This is a genomic window from Paenibacillus sp. FSL E2-8871 (assembly GCF_038000345.1).
Taxonomy (GTDB): Bacteria; Bacillota; Bacilli; order Paenibacillales; family Paenibacillaceae; genus Paenibacillus_AQ.
Map to the genome: position 1 here is coordinate 999,583 of NZ_JBBOBV010000001.1, position 17,043 is coordinate 1,016,625.

Below are 17,043 nucleotides of genomic sequence, written 5' to 3' on the forward strand. Positions count from 1 at the left end.
GTGCTTTGTATATCAATCGGTTTTCCGATGGTGGAGCTATAAATTCCTTTCCAACAAAGTCCCAAGTTGTTCAGCCAAGATTTGATGTGTTACAGGCTTCTCATTCTTGAACCACCATTCCACAACCCCTGCATAAGCTGATGCCACAAAACTAATGATAACCTCTTCATTTAATCCGTGGTTTATCCCTTCCGTTACATTTACTTCATGTCTAAACTCTTTTTGAAGAAAGGTTAAGAACCGATTACGGAAATAAGGGGCGCCTTTGCTCGCCAGCATCATAGAGAAAAAAGAATAATGATTATCGAAGTATTCCGTCCACTTCAACGTGGCTTCAATAAAATCTAAATCTGCTGCCGATTCGCAAAGTACTCTAAGAACTTCTATATGTTCCTCGATAAGCTTGTCTAACAAATCATATTTATCCTGATAATGAAGATAAATGGTTCCTCGGCTTACATTTGCCTTGTCGGAGAGATCCTGTATGGTAATGTCGTCAAAATTCTTCTCGGACATCAGTTCAATAACAGCTTTTTTAAGTGTTTCTTGTGATTTAAGAATCCTTCTATCCACTTTAGACATTTGATTTTCTCCTTACTTTCAAAAAAATGAACACTTTTATAGGACCTGTTCAGTATTGAACAAAACACACACATCGCTTTAAAAAACCAGAAACCCGCAAATTTCTCTTTAAGAAGCGTAGACAAGCTCAATGACGATAGGCTAAGTATTCAAACCTGCCAAATGCAAAATCTGCTTCAGACGATCTATATCCACATAGATATCTTCGAATCCCGGAAAACGAATAGCAGGATCTGGCCAGCCTTGACCATACATCATGTAATAATCAAGAGCGTTATGGTTGCTGATCATCCAATACGTTGGAACGACATGCTGTTCATGAACAATTTCAATAACTTGTGTTCCAGATTGACAAAAAGCCAGATTGGCCAGTCCAGCGCCATGTGCTCCCATGATTACCTTTGCCGAAGCGAATAACTGGATTTGCTGGGCAACCGTCCAATCCTCAAGATAAATAGGTTGAATGCTATATTCTTCAAGGCAGCGTATAACTTCCTCTTCATTGACCAAGCGCCTGGTGCTTGCTTTGTTTCGAGAAATATAAATACGCTCAGGTGTAGCGAGTGTTGATTCCCTATGAGGCAGTAATAATTTACGTAGCGTATCCGTGGTCCACGGGGGATAGTGGGAATTCATCATCAAAGAAGGGACAAGTAGCTGATCAGCTTCAAAGTAAGTTTGAGGATTTGTCCGGATTACTGAAGACTCTGATATACCGAGCATAGCCCAGGTTTGTTCCACAAATGGTCCATATGGATTTGGATTCATGATGATAGAGGTATAAGGAATTCCACTCGTTTTGAGCATCGCCAGCCTAGGGAGCACATCATACAACCAGTGGAAATAGTTATGGCTTCCGCAAAACGTCAACACAGCCACGGTTCCTTCTAAATATTGAAGTTTTGGATCATTCCACCGATGGAACACAGGGTGCTCCTCTGCTTCTAGCATTCTATTTTGAACGGCGTCATATTCTTGTGACAGATCAAAGATCAGCTTTCCCTCCGGAGATAGAACAGCACCAGATTCTCCCCATACCCTTCCACTCGAGATGGTGGCTACGTATCCACCAAACGGCTGTAAACAATAAGGCGTCAGTGCAGAATGAATACTCGATTCAATGCTTTTAGGAGCGGTGAACTCGGCCACCTGACCGAAATCAAACGGAATAACCTGTCCAGCTTCATGGATAGTTCTTTTTTGTCCCCATTCTGTTTCAAGTTCCAAGACACTCCGGTAATATCCAGAGGGCGCTCCCCCGTTCACAGAAAAACTCATCGTTTCACCTCTTTTGGCCAAGTTGAACTCCAGAAACATCATTAAGCTATTCTATGGAACAAGGAACTTAACGACACAATTCCTTCTGAAAAGGGCGAGTGAACAGTTCCTTTATAGCTTCTTCCGATAAGCCTTAGGAGACATACCGTAGGTTTTGGTAAATTGTCGTGTAAAGTAATTGCTATCGCTAAACCCGCTTTCATGTGAGATCTGAGTAATACTGAAGTTAGAATGCTTCAACAAGCTGCAAGCCCGTTCCAGACGCAATCGATGGAGATAGGAGATAGGAGTCGTCTGATAGTAAGAGCGAAAGATCCGGTTTAAGTGTCTAACAGATATCCCTGAGTGTGCGGCGATTTGATCCAGTGACAACGCTTCAAGATAATGGTCTTCCATAAAAGAGAGCGACTTCGCCAAATGTATTAGATGATTATCCTGGCTGCCTTTATCCTGTTTTTCATAATGCCTTGCTAAATAGACAACCAGTTCCATAAACCGTGAGACGAGTAAAGTCTGATATCCTTGAAGCTTGTGGCTATATTCTTCAATCATACCAGTAATAAGTGCAGTGACAAACTCCAGCATGGGAATTGGCAAGCTTAGTTTACTTGTGTAGGCATGTTTATGACGATACAACGGTTCCAATACAAACAGCGCCTGAAAGCCGTTCGAAGTTCGCAGATCCGATCCAGCCGTCGAGAGCATTTCAGGCTTGTACATAATATTACAGATCTTAAAATCCTGAGGATCTTTAAAAGCATGTGGGGTTGAACCGTTAATCACAAAAACATTCCCCTTCTTGATGAATGATTCTTCGGTATTCACAATATGAGTAGCAGTACCACTCAAGACGATTACGAGCTCTGAAAAGTCCACATGTCTATGAAGGTCAGTATCATTGTCGTGAAAGCCGTATTGAATAAAGAATGGGAATTTCTGATCTGATGTAAACCAATTCAAATAAAATTCGCTCAATTCGTAACCCTCCAAAAGCATGTCTAGATGAATGTCTATATCATGCTATTTTACGACTGGATAATCAAGGTTTATCGTTTAGTTAGTGGAGTATAATCCTTGACATAGATGCAAATGTTCAACAAAAGGAGAATGCTTCATGAAATATAACAATCCGATATTACCAGGTTTTTATCCAGATCCAAGCATTTGCAGAGTAGGCGAGGATTACTTTTTGGTAAACAGTTCATTTGCTTACTCTCCGGGAATACCCATTTGGCATAGTAAAGATTTAGTCCATTGGAAGCAGCTCGGGTATTGCTTAACACGTGATTCCCAGCTTCAATTTGATAAATCGGTCGTGTCTGGAGGGGTGTGGGCACCAACCATTCGTCATCATAATGGTCGATTCTACATGGTGACGACAAATCAGGATAGCGGTGGACATTTCTATGTTTGGACGGTGAATCCAGCAGGTGAGTGGTCGGATCCTATTTATGTGGATCAGGAAGGGATTGATCCGTCCCTATTTTTTGACGATGGAAAAGTATATTTTACAAGCACTGGCACCAAGGATGGTATGGGAATCTACCAATGTGAGATTGATATTGAAACGGGCCATAAGCTGTGCGATTCTCGTTTGATATGGACAGGCAGTGGCGGTAAATTTCCTGAAGGACCACATCTTTATAAAATAAATGGCTACTATTATTTAATGTGTGCTGAAGGTGGGACAGAATATGGACACATGGAAACCATAGCAAGAAGTAAATCACCCTATGGACCCTATGAATCCTCACCCCGGAATCCCATTTTGACTCACCGGAGCTCGGATTACCCTATACAAGCTACGGGACATGGCGATCTGGTAGAAGCACAGGATGGCAGCTGGTGGGCGGTATTTCTAGGGATTAGACCAGTAGGATATCCATATCGACATCATCTTGGCAGAGAGACATTTCTTGCTCCGGTCCATTGGAGTGAAGATGGATGGCCGATGATTGGAGATCACGGTGTTGTTGGATTAGAAATGGAAGCTGACACTCCACCACCAGTGCTATGGGAAGACGAGCCTGAGACCGATGATTTTAATCCATCTGATTTAGGAATGAGCTGGAATTTTATTCGCAATGCTAAAAAAGTCGATTGGTCTTTGCAGGAGCGACCAGGGTGGCTAGCATTACATGGAGCGGATGTGAGATTAAGCGAACAGGGAACGCCTGCATTTATTGGCTGTAGACAGCACCACTTGGTTTGTGAAATTTCCACTAAAATGGAATTCAACCCACTAGATGGTGATGAAGCGGGTCTTGTTGTGTTTATGGATCAGATGTATCACTACGCAATCGGACTAACCCAGGTAGAAGGTGAAAATGTGATTACGCTGGGAAGACAAGTGGGTAGCATAAGTGATGTGAAATATTCTTCTCCATTTGAAGACACAGTCGTAGAATTGAAGATTCAAGCATTACCTGAGAAATATTTGTTCTCTTATCGAGGTGCAGATCAGTTATGGCATCCACTAGGTGAAGCGGAGACACACTTGATCTCTACAGAAGTGGCAGGCGGATTTACCGGAGTGTTCTTTGGGATGTATAACTACTCTACCAACTGAACAATCGCATATTATGATTGGTTCCGCTATCAAAAGGAATAACAATCCCAAAATATGTTAAATTAAAAAATGGCGATGCTCGGGATGTTTCCCTGCACCGCCATTTCTTGTATTCGGCAATAGCTTAATTTTTCCGTATATATTCTATATACCAGTGCTGATTGTGACCGCCGTTATCACTCCATTGAATGGCCTGCGCACCGCTGGTTTTATCTTGTCCCGATATATCCAATAACTTGCCACTGGCTCGGTTTTTAATTTTATACATGTTTTTTTCACCGGTTGGAATAAGCTCCCACTGTTGGTTCCACCCGTTATTGCTCGGCCATTGAATAACACTGGCCCCATCGGATGAAGATGCTCCGTTGACATCCAATAAATCTCCGCTAGCTATGTTTCTGAAATTATAATATCCGTTTTCTGCAATTTCGAGATACCATTTTTGATACTCTGCTCCTTGATCGATGTATTGTACGATAAGTGCACCGTCTGCTTGTGAATCCGCTCCGCTGACTGACAGCACGTTATTGCTGTGTTCATTGATAATTTTGAGAGGAATTGGCACTCCAGCGTGCGTCGTTGAAGTTAGTGCGAGTGATGATGCAGATACAACTAACACAAGTGCCAAAAACATTTTCACCCCGTACCTAATTTGAACTCGTTTCATGAAAATACACTCCTTCTTGAATTTTATTTAATTTCTTAACTTGCGACCTGTCCATTTTAAAAACAAGTTTTATGTATACAATTTAATCACCTCCTAAATCAGTAAATATAATGCCTGTCATTTGATAGAATTTGAAAAAGGACTCTATCCTCAAAAGTAAATAGATAAAATATAATTAAATAATGGTTCATTTGCTAAGAATATACTTTAATATCAAATAATGAGTCAATATGATTTTTTTCGCTATTTATATAAAAATAATACTATCAACAGCTTTAAATGAGCATATCAAAAACCAAAAAAATACTCACCGGACCATAAAAAGACACGGATACAAGTCAGTGTTTTTTGTGGACATTTATGATATTTCACTTCTTTGTTCAGTGCTAAAGGAAATATCTTCTTGTCTACTTTTTAAGATATTCTTGGTAAGGTAAGGGGATATCAATGAATAAGAGGTGATGAGTTGTAATGATTAAGAAATACTGCTTGTTCTGTGATGAGATGGTATCCATTACATCGGAAGGTGATTACGATAGATTTTTAGGCTGTAATTGTTCTCCTGACGGGTTCTATAACTTATTGAGAGACAGCTATGAGCCTATAAATTCTCTCGCGCATCCAAAGAAACGCGATATGTTTCATGTGATATCGGCTTATATACGGGAGCTGACAGATCGTGGAGAAAAGGTCAGTCTATCGGCCGACGATTTAGAATCCATTGTAAATTCCTCGAAAATTCCAGTGACGATTGAAGATAAAGGAAACCGTTTACTGCAATACTTATACAGACATTCTGAAGCCCCTGGGGAATCCGTTGTTATTCAGCCACTCTCCAGTAGCTATAACCTAACGTATTCGCCTAATCTGCAAGAACTGGTATATATCATAGATAAGCTGATTAACGAGCAGTTTATGATCAGGGAAGGCATGACCTTTAAGCTGACGGACAAGGGATGGAATGAAGCTGCCGCAATCGTAGGAGGCAAAAAATTAAAACCCTGTATCGTTTTATTGTCAGATGCGGAGGATTTGCACACGGAGTGGGTGGATAAGCTGCTTCCTAAAATCGAGCAGTTTGGTTATATACCACGATTACTAAGGCATACGTCAATGCAAAACCGTGAACCGTATTCTTTGGAGCTTATAGAGGAGAGTAAACTGATTATCGCTGATTTAACCGGCCAATCCCCTGAAGTGTATTTTACTGCAGGATATGCGCTCGGGTTGAACATTCCAGTGATTTGGACTGTGAACAGCAGCGATGCTAATGATCTTTTCGTACAAGTGAAAAATATCCGTCCAATCGTTTGGGATACAGCTGAAGAGCTGGTAGTCTTACTCCAGCAGAAATTGAGTTTATAGAGTCCATGTCAAATTTAAAATGAACATCCAAAACTGAAGAAGCCACGAAAAAATTGCGGCTTCTTTCTTTTTGCTATAAAAGTTAATATCCCCACACAACGCTATTACGAAATCTTTTTTCTATTATTGAGGACTGACCCGAGACCTACGAATAGGAATGCTACAATACTGCAGAAAAAAAATAGGTAACTAAGCGGAATTAAGAAAAAAGCCGGCTCATGCAAGATTCCATCCGGTCCCACGCTTGAACCCACCATACGTGAGATCATTAAACAGATGATGCTTAATAATAATGGTGAAGCGGCTATTAGATATTTCTTTTTCATATGACATTCTCCTTTGCTTGATAATCATATAATACACAAAAAACACTCGCAAATCAACATTAATTTATTGTAATTCGATATATCATTATTGTAAATCAAATGAATTGATTTGTGCTTGGAATTGGAATTGAAAATGGGGACTTGACCATAATTGCTGGTGAGGACTATTATTTGGTTTAAACAAATTTAAGTAAGTCTCAAGGCATTATTTGTATAGAAGGTCGCTCTAAGTCGGATGGATTGAACTGTAACAGATAAATAGAAAACGGTTACATCCAATGCTTCGATAGTTATGAAGGAACGGCGTTCTGATCATTTGTATGACTTTTTAAATTTGTCCAATCAGTGAATGAACATAATAACAGGTTGAACAGCTGCAAGGGGGCAGATATGAAACCAATATTTAAGATTTTGATTGTAGATGACGAGATGCTGGTTAGACAAGGAATTAAACATCTTTTGGATTGGGAACAAGAAGGGTATCGAATCGTCGGAGAGGCCTCTAACGGTGTTGAAGCACTGAGTATGATGGATGAGCTGAATCCTCATATTATTATTACGGATATCGTAATGCCAATAATGGGCGGGGAGAAGCTAGTCAAGATCGTTAAGGAGAAGTACCCACACATTGAAGTAATCGTCTTAAGCAGCTTCAGTGAATACGATTATGTCCGTTCCACATTTCAAAGTGGGGTAGCAGATTACATCCTTAAGCCGAAGCTGGAAGCCGATTATCTGTTGTCCATCCTAAATAAAACTACAGCTAAGATGGCAGGGATGAAGATAAGCGATCCAGGGGCCGATCCAGAGGAAAAGCAGCTTTTGTTCGCGATCGAGAAGCTCATGACGGGATATGAGTCAGTGCTAGAATCTGATTTGCTTCATTCCAAGTTTCCACACGCACAATTTGCATTTTTCGGAGCAGATATGAAGCATATTAAAGATTCTGGTGATAAGTTAACGTTCGCAAATGAAATCGAAAGAGGAATTCAAAAGTTAGCTTTGGACGATGTTGTGTTTATTCGGTTAAAGTTTGTTAACGACTCGGTCATTTATTTGCTTAACGTTAATCCAGAACATTGGGACGAGCTTGTGATTGAACTCCGTTATCTGATCTCAGAAATAGAACATCGTGTGAGAGAAACACATTTTATTATCAGTCAGAGCTTCGCGGACTTTGAGTGTCTTGGTGAGATTTATCGAGACAATTACTTGAAGCTTACACGTTACAGTTTCTACTTGCCAGACCGAAGTCTGATTGAGAATGATCATTTGCCGGGTCTTCCAGGAGCATATCAGGAAATTGACATGGGAGAATTAATGGATCAGTTGAGACGTAAGCAATTCCAGAAGGCATTTACAGAGTTTCTTGAATATGTCCATCTGCGTTCAATGGATTATCGCATTGATATTTTCGAATTTAAATCGCTATTGGGGAACTTTATATTCAACGTAGCGACCACGCTTGGAAAAATGAAGTGTGAGATCGGAGGTCTGGAGGAGACCAAATACGATTACTTCCGAAAAATAGATGAAGCGATGTATGCAAGTGATGCTATTGCTGTTACCGAAGCATTCATTCGAGAAGTTGAGCGCACGATTGGTGAGACGAATTCATCGGTTAACCCCAATATGACAAAGCTACTCGAATATATTCAGAATCATTATGCAGATCCGATCACACTGACAGGGGTAGCTAGACAGTTCCACTTCAATGCTTCTTATTTATCGAGTTATTTTACTGCCCATAATGGCGAAGGCTTTAGTGAGTACCTGAATAAAGTCCGTTTGGAAAAAGCTATGGAATTGCTCGAGACAACAGAAAAATCAATTTCTGATATTAGCGCAAGCGTGGGATATTCAGATCAGAGTTATTTCACCAAGGTGTTTAAAAAGCAGACTGGCATTTCTCCAAGCCGGTACCGGAGACGGGACGTAGAGCAGCCATGATTGGAAATTTCATTAACAATATTAGAAAGCAGGGCTTATTCCTCAAGCTGTTTCTCGTGACCCTAATTAGCATCGTAACTGTATCACTCTTGACGCTGGCTATTACAATTAGTATGTCGGAGAAATTATTTTTACAGACCTTTAGTATTACAAACGGCAAACTGCTGAATCAGATGAAGACAAATCTGGAATCGTATAACAACATTATCGCTACCGGTGCTACTATGATGGCTCAAAATGAAGCTATCCGGAACTATTTATCTAGCGGAGAGACGGATGCAGTAAATCTTGCGATCAAAACATATCACATGACAGAGGGCATGCGGGCAATCCGCTCTAACCTCAGCGCCATTGATGTTGGTATCATGATCGTAGGTGTAAATGGCAGGAGTTATTCAACAGATCCTTGGTATTGGGACATTTCCGCAGATGAACTAATGGCTCACCCAATAACGAAGGAAACCATATCCCATCCTGATCAAATCCTGTACCAGCTTGATCTAAGGGAAAATAAAGAGAACGTGAAAGAGCCTATGCTGGTAGCTTCCAAAGCTTTATTTGATCATTCGACCGGAAGAATTTATGGCACCATGTACGTTGCCATTCGTGATCGAGATTTCAAGCCCTTTTACGCTAACTTTACGAGTGAGGGTAATGACGTCGTTCTGCTGAATAAGAAGGGATTAATTGTATCCAGCAGCAAGACAGAAATGATTGGGCTCCGCGATAAAAAGCTGCTGCAAGAAGTAGAGGATGGAGGTAAAGATGGCGATTCTACCTATGTGATGGGGAATGAACGAATTGTTTTCTCGGAATACTTACCTGAATTTGATTTTTATATGGTGAACCTGATAGATAAGAACGCCGTGACCGGACAGATGGTGAATGCCAAAGCGGTGACACTGACAATCATGGCTATCGTGGCAATATCGCTCATTATTGTTTTTTTGATTACCCGAAAAATGACGAAGTCCTTGCGTGTACTCGTTAAACAGATGTCGAGTATTCCTACAGGTGATTTCGATAATCATGTAGATGTCACTAATAGTAGTTATGAAGTTAAGGAGTTAGGTAACGCCTTCAATTTTATGCTTGATTCACTTCATGATTATGTTGATAAGCTGATGGAGACTCAAAAGCAACAACGTAATGCGGAGCTGGCGGCACTCCAAATGCAGATTAACCCACATTTTTTATATAATACGCTGGCTTCTATCAAATTTCTGGTGCAGCAGGGCAATAAGGAAAAAGCAGCTGGAACGATAAATTCACTAATCTCACTCCTGCAAAATACAGTAAGCGATGTTCATTCTACCATTCCTGTTAGTCAAGAATTGGAGTCATTGAAGCATTATGTGTATATCAATCACGTGAGATATGGTGAGAAGATCCGTGTGAATTACTTTGTGGAGCCAGAGAGCTTGGATTATCATATGCCGAAGCTAATTCTTCAACCTTTTATCGAAAATGCATTCTTTCATGCATTCAACCTTAAAGATGAGGGAAGAATTCTCATCATGATTTCCGTGCAGGAAGAGCAACTAGTATGTGAAGTTGTAGATAACGGTGATGGAATGGATCTTGACCCGAATTTGCTGGAAGAGGAGCAGCTACCAGCTTCGAAGCACAAACGCCAACTGTTCTCCGGGATCGGTATACGGAATGTGGATGACAGAATCAAATTGTTATACGGTGAGAGATACGGGATTAATATTACAAGCAAACGGAATGAAGGTACACAAATCGTTGTTACGCTTCCATTGTTAAAAAACTAAAAATTTTACATGAATCTAAAAATAGTACCAGAGTCGATATGAGAATCAAAATAGGACCCAATAATATCACCAAAGCTAACAAAGATACTGCCAAAGAAAACGAATACAAAATGATAAGATGGAGGCGTAGCAGAGAAAACGCTTCCATCTTTATTATTTTTCAGACTATCAAGGGGGTTTACGTAGTGAAAAAATTATTATCCGTAATGCTAGCTAGTGTGGTTCTACTGTCGGCATGTTCCACAGGTGGAACGAAAAATGAAACGAGCAACTCTGGTAACTCCGGTGCCGAAGGTAGCAGCAAGCCAAAAGAGATTACAGTTTGGGCTTGGGACCCGGCGTTTAACATTGCCGCTATGAATGTTGCCAAAGATGCTTATGCGAAAGTTAATCCGGACGTAACGGTTAACGTCGTTGAGAACGCGCAAGCTGATATCGTTCAAAAGCTGAATACGGGGCTAAACTCTGGTTCCACGAAGGGTCTGCCTAACATTGTGTTAATCGAAGATTATCGTGCACAGAGCTTCTTACAAGCATATCCAGATTCTTTTTATGAATTGACGGATGTTGTAAAGGCTGCTGACTTTGCGGATTATAAGATTGGCCCTACCAGTGTTGACGGCAAACAATACGGTGTTCCGTTTGACTCTGGCGTAACTGGAATGTATGTACGGACAGACTATCTCGAGCAAGCAGGCTACAGCCTGGATGCATTACAGGATATCGACTGGAAGCAATATATCGAGATCGGTAAAGCTGTAAAAGAGAAAACTGGCAAAAGCATGCTAACACTTGATCCGAACGATCTTGGACTTATCCGAGTGATGATCCAATCGGCGGGCGCATGGTATACCGGAGATGATGGTCAGACTCCGACCATAGAAAGCAACCCTGCTTTGAAAGAGGCACTTGTAATGTACAAAGAAATGATGGATTCCGGTATCGTAAAAGTAATTTCAGACTGGAGTCAGTTTGTAGGTGCATTCAATGGTGGTGAAGTGGCTAGTGTACCTACAGGTAACTGGATTACACCTTCGATTAAAGCAGAAGCTTCTCAATCTGGTAAATGGGCAGTAGCTCCACTACCTAAGTTAGGAGCAACAGAAGGCTCTGTTCACGCTTCCAACCTTGGAGGTAGTTCCTGGTACGTAATGAATGTAGATGGTAAAGAAGCAGCAGCTGAGTTCCTATCTAAGACTTTTGCTTCTGATGCTGAACTGTATCAGACGTTGAATACAAAAGTTGGTGTTATCGGCACCTTGAAAGCTGCGGCGAGCGGTGAAGCTTACTCAGCTGCGGATGAATTTTTCAAAGGCCAAAAGGTCGTATCAGACTTTGCAGCATGGACCGAGCAAATTCCTAACGTCAACTATGGCATGAACACTTACGCAATCGAGGACATTATGGTTGTAGCAGTACAATCTTATCTAGGTGGCAAAGATGTAGACACTGTTCTGAAAGATGCGCAGAAGCAAGCGGATACTCAAATTCGCTAATCGCACTTAGGCTGTACAACCGATGCCCTTGCTCCTTCTTCTCCTGTAAATTGGATTTATACAGAAGGATAGGTAGCAGGGGCTTTCATCTCTAATATATAAGACAGAAGGGTGCGGAGTGGAGTGGAAACTATAAAGACAGGGCTAAGCCCGCAAAAACATAAGAGCTCTAAAGGGTCACGGCAGATCCGTCTGACGGGTTGGTTATTCGTCCTTGTGCCGGTCATTATGATCAGTATTTTCTATTTTTATCCAATGATCCAAGCGTTAATTCTATCCTTTAAGACGGGTAGAGGCAACAATCTTCAGTTTACCGGACTAGATAACTATATTCGATTGTTTAGCGATACTACTTTTCTTACTGCCGTCAAAAATACATTTATTTATTTGATTATTCAGGTTCCAGTCATGCTGGTACTGGCGCTCTTTATCGCCGTCCTGCTAAATGACGATAGACTGAAATTTAAGGGTTTTTTCAGAACGGCTATATTTCTGCCGACGGTAACCTCACTTGTAGCGTATTCCGTTGTTTTCAAGTACATGTTTGGAGCCGAAGGGATCATTAACAAATTTCTGGTGAATCTTCATCTAATCAGCGAACCGATTCAATGGATTACTGACCCCTTCTGGGCCAAAGTTACGATCATCATTGCTATCACCTGGCGCTTTACTGGCTATAATATGATTTTCTATTTATCATCCCTGCAAAATGTAGACAAATCTATTTATGAAGCTGCTCACATAGATGGCGCTAGTGCATTTACTCAATTTTTCAAAATCACAATTCCTCTATTGAAACCGATTATCTTGTTTACGACGATAACATCGACCATTGGAACACTTCAGTTGTTTGATGAGGTGGTTAACATCACGAAAGGTGGACCCGGCAATGCAACCATGTCGATTTCCCAATATATTTACAACCTTTCCTTTGAATACACACCTGACTTTGGATACGCTGCAACCGTCTCCTACTCGATTGTTGTAATGGTACTCATTCTGACGCTGATTCAGAACAAAGTAGGAGGAGACAAGAGATAATGAAAACTAAACGCATGTTTACTTACCTGTTTCTAGTCATCGCTGCGCTGATCTCTATCTTTCCATTTATCTGGATGGTTATTAGTGCCACGAATCAGTCGGTTGATGTAACTAAAGGGACATTACTACCAGGTGCGCATCTCTTTAAAAATATTGACAATCTGTTCAATTCCGTAGATATGTGGCAAGCTCTTTGGAACTCCGCAAAAATCTCTGTTGTTACTACTTTACTTTCCCTATTGGTAGCATCGGCGGCTGGATATGGTTTTGAAATGTACCGCAGCCGTGGTAAAGATATCGTATTTAATATCTTACTAGCCTCTATGATGATTCCGTTTGCGGCAATCATGGTACCTCTATTTCAAATGTTCGCCAAAGTATCGAGTGTTGTGCCGTTCCTTGGTATCGATACAGCAGCAGCAGTTATTATGCCGACATTTACAACAGCATTCTTAATTTTCTTTTTTCGTCAAAATACAAAAATGTTTCCTAAAGAAATGATGGAAGCCGGTCGCATCGATGGTCTTTCGGAATTTGGTTTATTCTTCCGCATATACATGCCAACGATGAAATCAACTTATGCTGCCGCGGCGATTATCACCTTCCTTAACAGCTGGAACAACTATTTATGGCCTTTGATCGTATTGCAATCACCAGAAAATATGACCGTGCCATTGCTAATATCGAATCTTGGATCGGGTTATGCGCCTGACTATGGTCTGATTATGTCCGCGATTGTCATTACGACTCTGCCGACTGCCCTTGTATTCTTCATGATGCAAAAGCAATTTGTAGCTGGTATGACGGGTTCAGTTAAATAAGCTAACGATCATTTTAAAGCAGAAGGAGGAAAATTAGATGAAGCAGCAGGTTGAACGGGGCGTCGCTCCAAGTCTGGAATGGTTGTCAGACCCTTCCATTTATGCAGTAGGCAGAATACACGCGCACTCCGATCATCGGTATTACGAGACGAAATTTGAAGCCGAAGGGCTTGGAGATATGCGTTGGCGCCATAGCCTGAACGGAAGCTGGAAATTTAGCTACGCCCACAATGCTATGGAACGACAGGCGCATTTTTATAAGGAGAACGTGTCCTGTAGAGGGTGGGATGATATTGAGGTTCCTGGACATATCCAGCTTCAGGGTTTCGGGCAGCCTCAGTACGTGAATACGATGTATCCATGGGATGGTCATGAGCATCTTAGACCTCCAATGATATCTGAGGATCACAATCCTGTAGGAAGCTATGTTAAATATTTTGAAGTGCCTTTAGGCTGGGAGCAACGTCCACTGTATATCTCTTTTCAGGGAGTTGAATCCGCTTTTTATATCTGGCTAAATGGGGAGTTTATTGGCTATAGCGAGGATAGCTTTACGCCGAGTGAATTTGATCTGACACCGTACTTGACGGCAGGTGAGAATAAGCTGGCGGTTGAGGTCTATCAGCGCAGTACCGGAAGTTGGTTGGAGGACCAGGATTTCTGGCGCTTCTCCGGAATCTTTCGCGATGTGTATCTATATACTGTGCCTGATGTTCACGTGCGGGATCTCCACGTTCAGACCGATCTGGATGAGAAGTTTGAGCAGGGAACGCTAACGGCTGTATTGCAGTTGATGGGTGAGTCTGCTTCGAAAGTGGTCCTTGAACTTAAGGATAAGGCAGGTAATCTTGTAGTTCGTAGTGAGACTGGAGTTTCAGGAGATTCCGTTTCGCTTACGGTTGAGGCATCAAAGGTTCATCTGTGGAGCGCAGAAGATCCTAATTTGTATACCCTTTATGTATCTGTCTTCAACGCATCCGGGGATCTTGTGGAAGTCGTGCCGCAAAAGGTTGGATTTCGAAAATTCGAGATGATCGATAAGATTATGCACTTAAATGGTAAACGTATTGTATTCAAAGGTGTCAACCGGCACGAGTTTAATTCGCGCTTCGGACGCAGTATTACGAAAGAAGATATGCTGTGGGATATAAAGACTTTGAAACAGGCGAATATTAACGCTGTAAGGACGTCGCACTATCCGAATGAAACACTCTGGTATGAGCTGTGTGATGAATACGGTGTGTATGTTATTGACGAGATGAATTTAGAGTCGCATGGATCATGGCAAAAAATGGGCATTGTAGAACCGTCTTGGAACATACCGGGCAGTAAGCCTGAATGGCAGGATATCGTAATGGATCGTGCGATTTCCATGGTGGAGAGAGACAAGAACCATCCATCGATTCTGATTTGGTCCTGTGGCAACGAGTCTTTTGCCGGAGAAGTCATTCGGAACGTAGCGAATTATTTTCGTGAGAAGGATTCTACGCGTCTGGTTCATTACGAAGGGGTGTTCCATAACCGGGATTATGATGATGCGAGTGATATGGAAAGCCGGATGTATGCGAAAGCAGCAGATATCGAAATGTATTTAAAAGAGAATCCATTAAAGCCATATATTAGCTGTGAATACATGCATGCGATGGGGAATTCCGTTGGAGGATTGCATAAATACACAGAGCTAGAGCAGAAGTATCCAATGTATCAAGGTGGATTTATCTGGGATTTCATGGATCAGGTCATCGTAAAAAATGATCGATATGGCAAACCTTATATGGCTTATGGTGGAGACTTCAATGACCGTTCAACCGATTACAACTTCTCCGGAAACGGAATTGTGTATGCGGATCGCAGATGGTCTCCGAAAATGCAGGAAGTGAAATTTCTATATCAGAACGTCAAGCTTTCCCCTGATTGCTATGGGGTTATCATCAGAAATGAGAACTTATTTGTTGGCTTGGATGCTTATAAATTGAACTATTGTCTGAATTATGAGGGCAAGGAATTCCATCGTGGCATTGTATTCGCCCAGGTTAAACCCGGAGAAGAAAGATATGTAGAACTTGATTTACCAGAGACTAACCTGTCTGGTGAGTATAGTTTAGATGTTTCTCTTGTGCTCAAAGAAGATTCGTTATGGGCAAGCGCTGGTTATGAAATCGCTTTTGGACAGTATGTATTTCAAGTGGAGAACAAGTCAGAAGATGAGGTTACAACACAGCCTAAGGTAAGCACTAATGTAAATGATTTTCGCGTAGTTGAAGGGGATGTAAATATTGGCGTTCACGGTCGTGACTTCTCTGTAATGTTCTCGAAGCAGGCTGGTACACTAATATCCGTCAAATATTCAGGAAGGGAAATGATCTCTTCGCCGCCGGCACCGCTCTTCTGGAGAGCGATGACAGACAACGACAAGGGGGCGGGAATGCATTTCGACTCTTCCACTTGGTATGCTGCAAGCTTGAGCCGAAGAACCTTAAGCTTCGAGCTTATGGAAGAAGAAGACCGAGCGACTGTGACTTACGTGTATAAACTGAGTGTGTCAGAGGGAGTACGAGTAAGTGTAACTTACACTGTGTTCTCCGATGGGAGCATAAAGGTAAAATCAAGCTACCATGGAGAGCCGGGTTTACCGAAGTTTCCCCTCTTTGCTTTAACCTTCAAGGTGCCAGCGGATTATTACCAGCTGAATTGGTATGCGAATGGGCCAGAAGAAAATTATATTGACCGTTCGTTTGGCGCGAGATTGTGTCGCTTTCAGAATCATGCGGTGGACAATGTATCGTCCTATTTGGTACCGCAGGAATCAGGCAACCGTACAGGTGTGCGCGAAGTATCCGTAACCAACGATCTTGGTCATGGGATTATAATATCCTCACCAGTCTCAGCCCCTGTTGAAGCCAACATATCGCCATATTCGGCAATGGAGCTGGAGAATGCGACGCATCATTATGAGCTGCCGAACATTCATCATACCGTTGTTACGATTGCCGGTCGTCAAATGGGCGTTGGCGGTGATGACAGCTGGGGAGCACCAGTTCTTGATGAATATTTAATTGATCCATCAATAGATTTGGATTTTGAATTTACAATTCGCAGAGCATAATTAGAGACGGATAGCAGTTGCCTCAATGGATAAGGTTGGGGCAACCAAATCCTTTTTGTGAATGATG

The 17,043-nt window shown here is 41.7% G+C and carries 13 protein-coding genes; 8 read left to right on the forward strand and 5 right to left on the reverse strand.

The genetic code is table 11. From position 1 onward, the window contains the following. Window positions 1-36: 36 nt before the first annotated feature. From NYE25_RS04735 to NYE25_RS04745, 3 genes are all read right to left on the reverse strand, one after another. Window positions 37-582, reverse strand: coding sequence for a TetR/AcrR family transcriptional regulator (locus NYE25_RS04735; RefSeq protein ID WP_341145251.1), 546 nt, complete (start codon window positions 580-582; stop codon window positions 37-39). A 141-nt stretch (window positions 583-723) separates the two neighbouring features. After that, window positions 724-1,860 carry a glycosyltransferase family 61 protein gene (locus tag NYE25_RS04740; RefSeq protein WP_341145252.1) on the reverse strand — a complete coding sequence of 379 codons (1,137 nt, stop codon included), beginning with the start codon at window positions 1,858-1,860 and terminating at the stop codon, window positions 724-726. Window positions 1,861-1,971: 111 nt separating this feature from the next. After that, window positions 1,972-2,835 carry a helix-turn-helix domain-containing protein gene (locus NYE25_RS04745; RefSeq protein ID WP_341145253.1) on the reverse strand — a complete coding sequence of 288 codons (864 nt, stop codon included), beginning with the start codon at window positions 2,833-2,835 and terminating at the stop codon, window positions 1,972-1,974. 139 nt (window positions 2,836-2,974) lie between these two features. Between NYE25_RS04745 and NYE25_RS04750 the strand changes: the two genes are divergently transcribed. Beyond that, window positions 2,975-4,429 carry a glycoside hydrolase family 43 protein gene (locus tag NYE25_RS04750; RefSeq protein WP_341145254.1) on the forward strand — a complete coding sequence of 485 codons (1,455 nt, stop codon included), beginning with the start codon at window positions 2,975-2,977 and terminating at the stop codon, window positions 4,427-4,429. Between the two features lie 124 nt (window positions 4,430-4,553). Here NYE25_RS04750 and NYE25_RS04755 read toward each other — a convergent pair whose 3' ends face one another. Then, a complete protein-coding gene (locus NYE25_RS04755; RefSeq protein WP_076285732.1) occupies window positions 4,554-5,096 on the reverse strand; it encodes an RICIN domain-containing protein in 543 nt (180 codons plus the stop codon). A gap of 471 nt (window positions 5,097-5,567) precedes the next feature. On the opposite strand from NYE25_RS04755, the gene NYE25_RS04760 reads away from it, so the two are divergent. Next, the gene (locus NYE25_RS04760; protein WP_076285731.1) at window positions 5,568-6,461 is read left to right on the forward strand and encodes a hypothetical protein; all 894 of its coding nucleotides are present in this window, start codon (window positions 5,568-5,570) and stop codon (window positions 6,459-6,461) included. 104 nt (window positions 6,462-6,565) lie between these two features. Here NYE25_RS04760 and NYE25_RS04765 read toward each other — a convergent pair whose 3' ends face one another. Then, window positions 6,566-6,787: a DUF3955 domain-containing protein gene (locus tag NYE25_RS04765; RefSeq protein WP_076285730.1), complete on the reverse strand. Its 222-nt coding sequence runs from the start codon at window positions 6,785-6,787 to the stop codon at window positions 6,566-6,568. Window positions 6,788-7,177: 390 nt separating this feature from the next. On the opposite strand from NYE25_RS04765, the gene NYE25_RS04770 reads away from it, so the two are divergent. The 6 genes from NYE25_RS04770 to NYE25_RS04795 all read left to right on the forward strand — a co-directional run bounded on the left by NYE25_RS04770 (window position 7,178) and on the right by NYE25_RS04795 (window position 16,976). Continuing rightward, the gene (locus NYE25_RS04770) at window positions 7,178-8,737 is read left to right on the forward strand and encodes a response regulator transcription factor (protein ID WP_341145255.1); all 1,560 of its coding nucleotides are present in this window, start codon (window positions 7,178-7,180) and stop codon (window positions 8,735-8,737) included. Further along, window positions 8,734-10,512, forward strand: coding sequence for a sensor histidine kinase (locus tag NYE25_RS04775; protein ID WP_341054827.1), 1,779 nt, complete (start codon window positions 8,734-8,736; stop codon window positions 10,510-10,512). Before NYE25_RS04770 ends, NYE25_RS04775 begins: the two co-directional genes overlap by 4 nt. 185 nt (window positions 10,513-10,697) lie before the next feature. Continuing rightward, window positions 10,698-12,008 carry an ABC transporter substrate-binding protein gene (locus tag NYE25_RS04780; protein ID WP_042188169.1) on the forward strand — a complete coding sequence of 437 codons (1,311 nt, stop codon included), beginning with the start codon at window positions 10,698-10,700 and terminating at the stop codon, window positions 12,006-12,008. Between the two features lie 228 nt (window positions 12,009-12,236). After that, window positions 12,237-13,049, forward strand: a complete 813-nt coding sequence (locus NYE25_RS04785) for a carbohydrate ABC transporter permease (RefSeq protein WP_371915743.1) — start codon at window positions 12,237-12,239, stop codon at window positions 13,047-13,049. Further along, window positions 13,049-13,870: a carbohydrate ABC transporter permease gene (locus NYE25_RS04790; RefSeq protein ID WP_076299057.1), complete on the forward strand. Its 822-nt coding sequence runs from the start codon at window positions 13,049-13,051 to the stop codon at window positions 13,868-13,870. Before NYE25_RS04785 ends, NYE25_RS04790 begins: the two co-directional genes overlap by 1 nt. 37 nt (window positions 13,871-13,907) lie before the next feature. After that, complete coding sequence (locus NYE25_RS04795; RefSeq protein WP_341145256.1) at window positions 13,908-16,976, forward strand: glycoside hydrolase family 2 TIM barrel-domain containing protein; 3,069 nt, start codon at window positions 13,908-13,910, stop codon at window positions 16,974-16,976. Window positions 16,977-17,043: the final 67 nt, after the last annotated feature.

Bases quoted from the DNA above. Each gene is read 5' to 3' on its own strand.
- NYE25_RS04790 (WP_076299057.1), top strand. From the start codon at position 13,049: ATGAAAACTAAACGCATGTTTACTTACCTGTTTCTAGTCATCGCTGCG.
- NYE25_RS04750 (WP_341145254.1), top strand. From the start codon at position 2,975: ATGAAATATAACAATCCGATATTACCAGGTTTTTATCCAGATCCAAGC.
- NYE25_RS04765 (WP_076285730.1), bottom strand. From the start codon at position 6,787: ATGAAAAAGAAATATCTAATAGCCGCTTCACCATTATTATTAAGCATC.
- NYE25_RS04735 (WP_341145251.1), bottom strand. From the start codon at position 582: ATGTCTAAAGTGGATAGAAGGATTCTTAAATCACAAGAAACACTTAAA.
- NYE25_RS04795 (WP_341145256.1), top strand. From the start codon at position 13,908: ATGAAGCAGCAGGTTGAACGGGGCGTCGCTCCAAGTCTGGAATGGTTG.
- NYE25_RS04740 (WP_341145252.1), bottom strand. From the start codon at position 1,860: ATGAGTTTTTCTGTGAACGGGGGAGCGCCCTCTGGATATTACCGGAGT.
- NYE25_RS04760 (WP_076285731.1), top strand. From the start codon at position 5,568: ATGATTAAGAAATACTGCTTGTTCTGTGATGAGATGGTATCCATTACA.
- NYE25_RS04770 (WP_341145255.1), top strand. From the start codon at position 7,178: ATGAAACCAATATTTAAGATTTTGATTGTAGATGACGAGATGCTGGTT.
- NYE25_RS04785 (WP_371915743.1), top strand. From the start codon at position 12,237: ATGATCAGTATTTTCTATTTTTATCCAATGATCCAAGCGTTAATTCTA.
- NYE25_RS04775 (WP_341054827.1), top strand. From the start codon at position 8,734: ATGATTGGAAATTTCATTAACAATATTAGAAAGCAGGGCTTATTCCTC.
- NYE25_RS04755 (WP_076285732.1), bottom strand. From the start codon at position 5,096: ATGAAACGAGTTCAAATTAGGTACGGGGTGAAAATGTTTTTGGCACTT.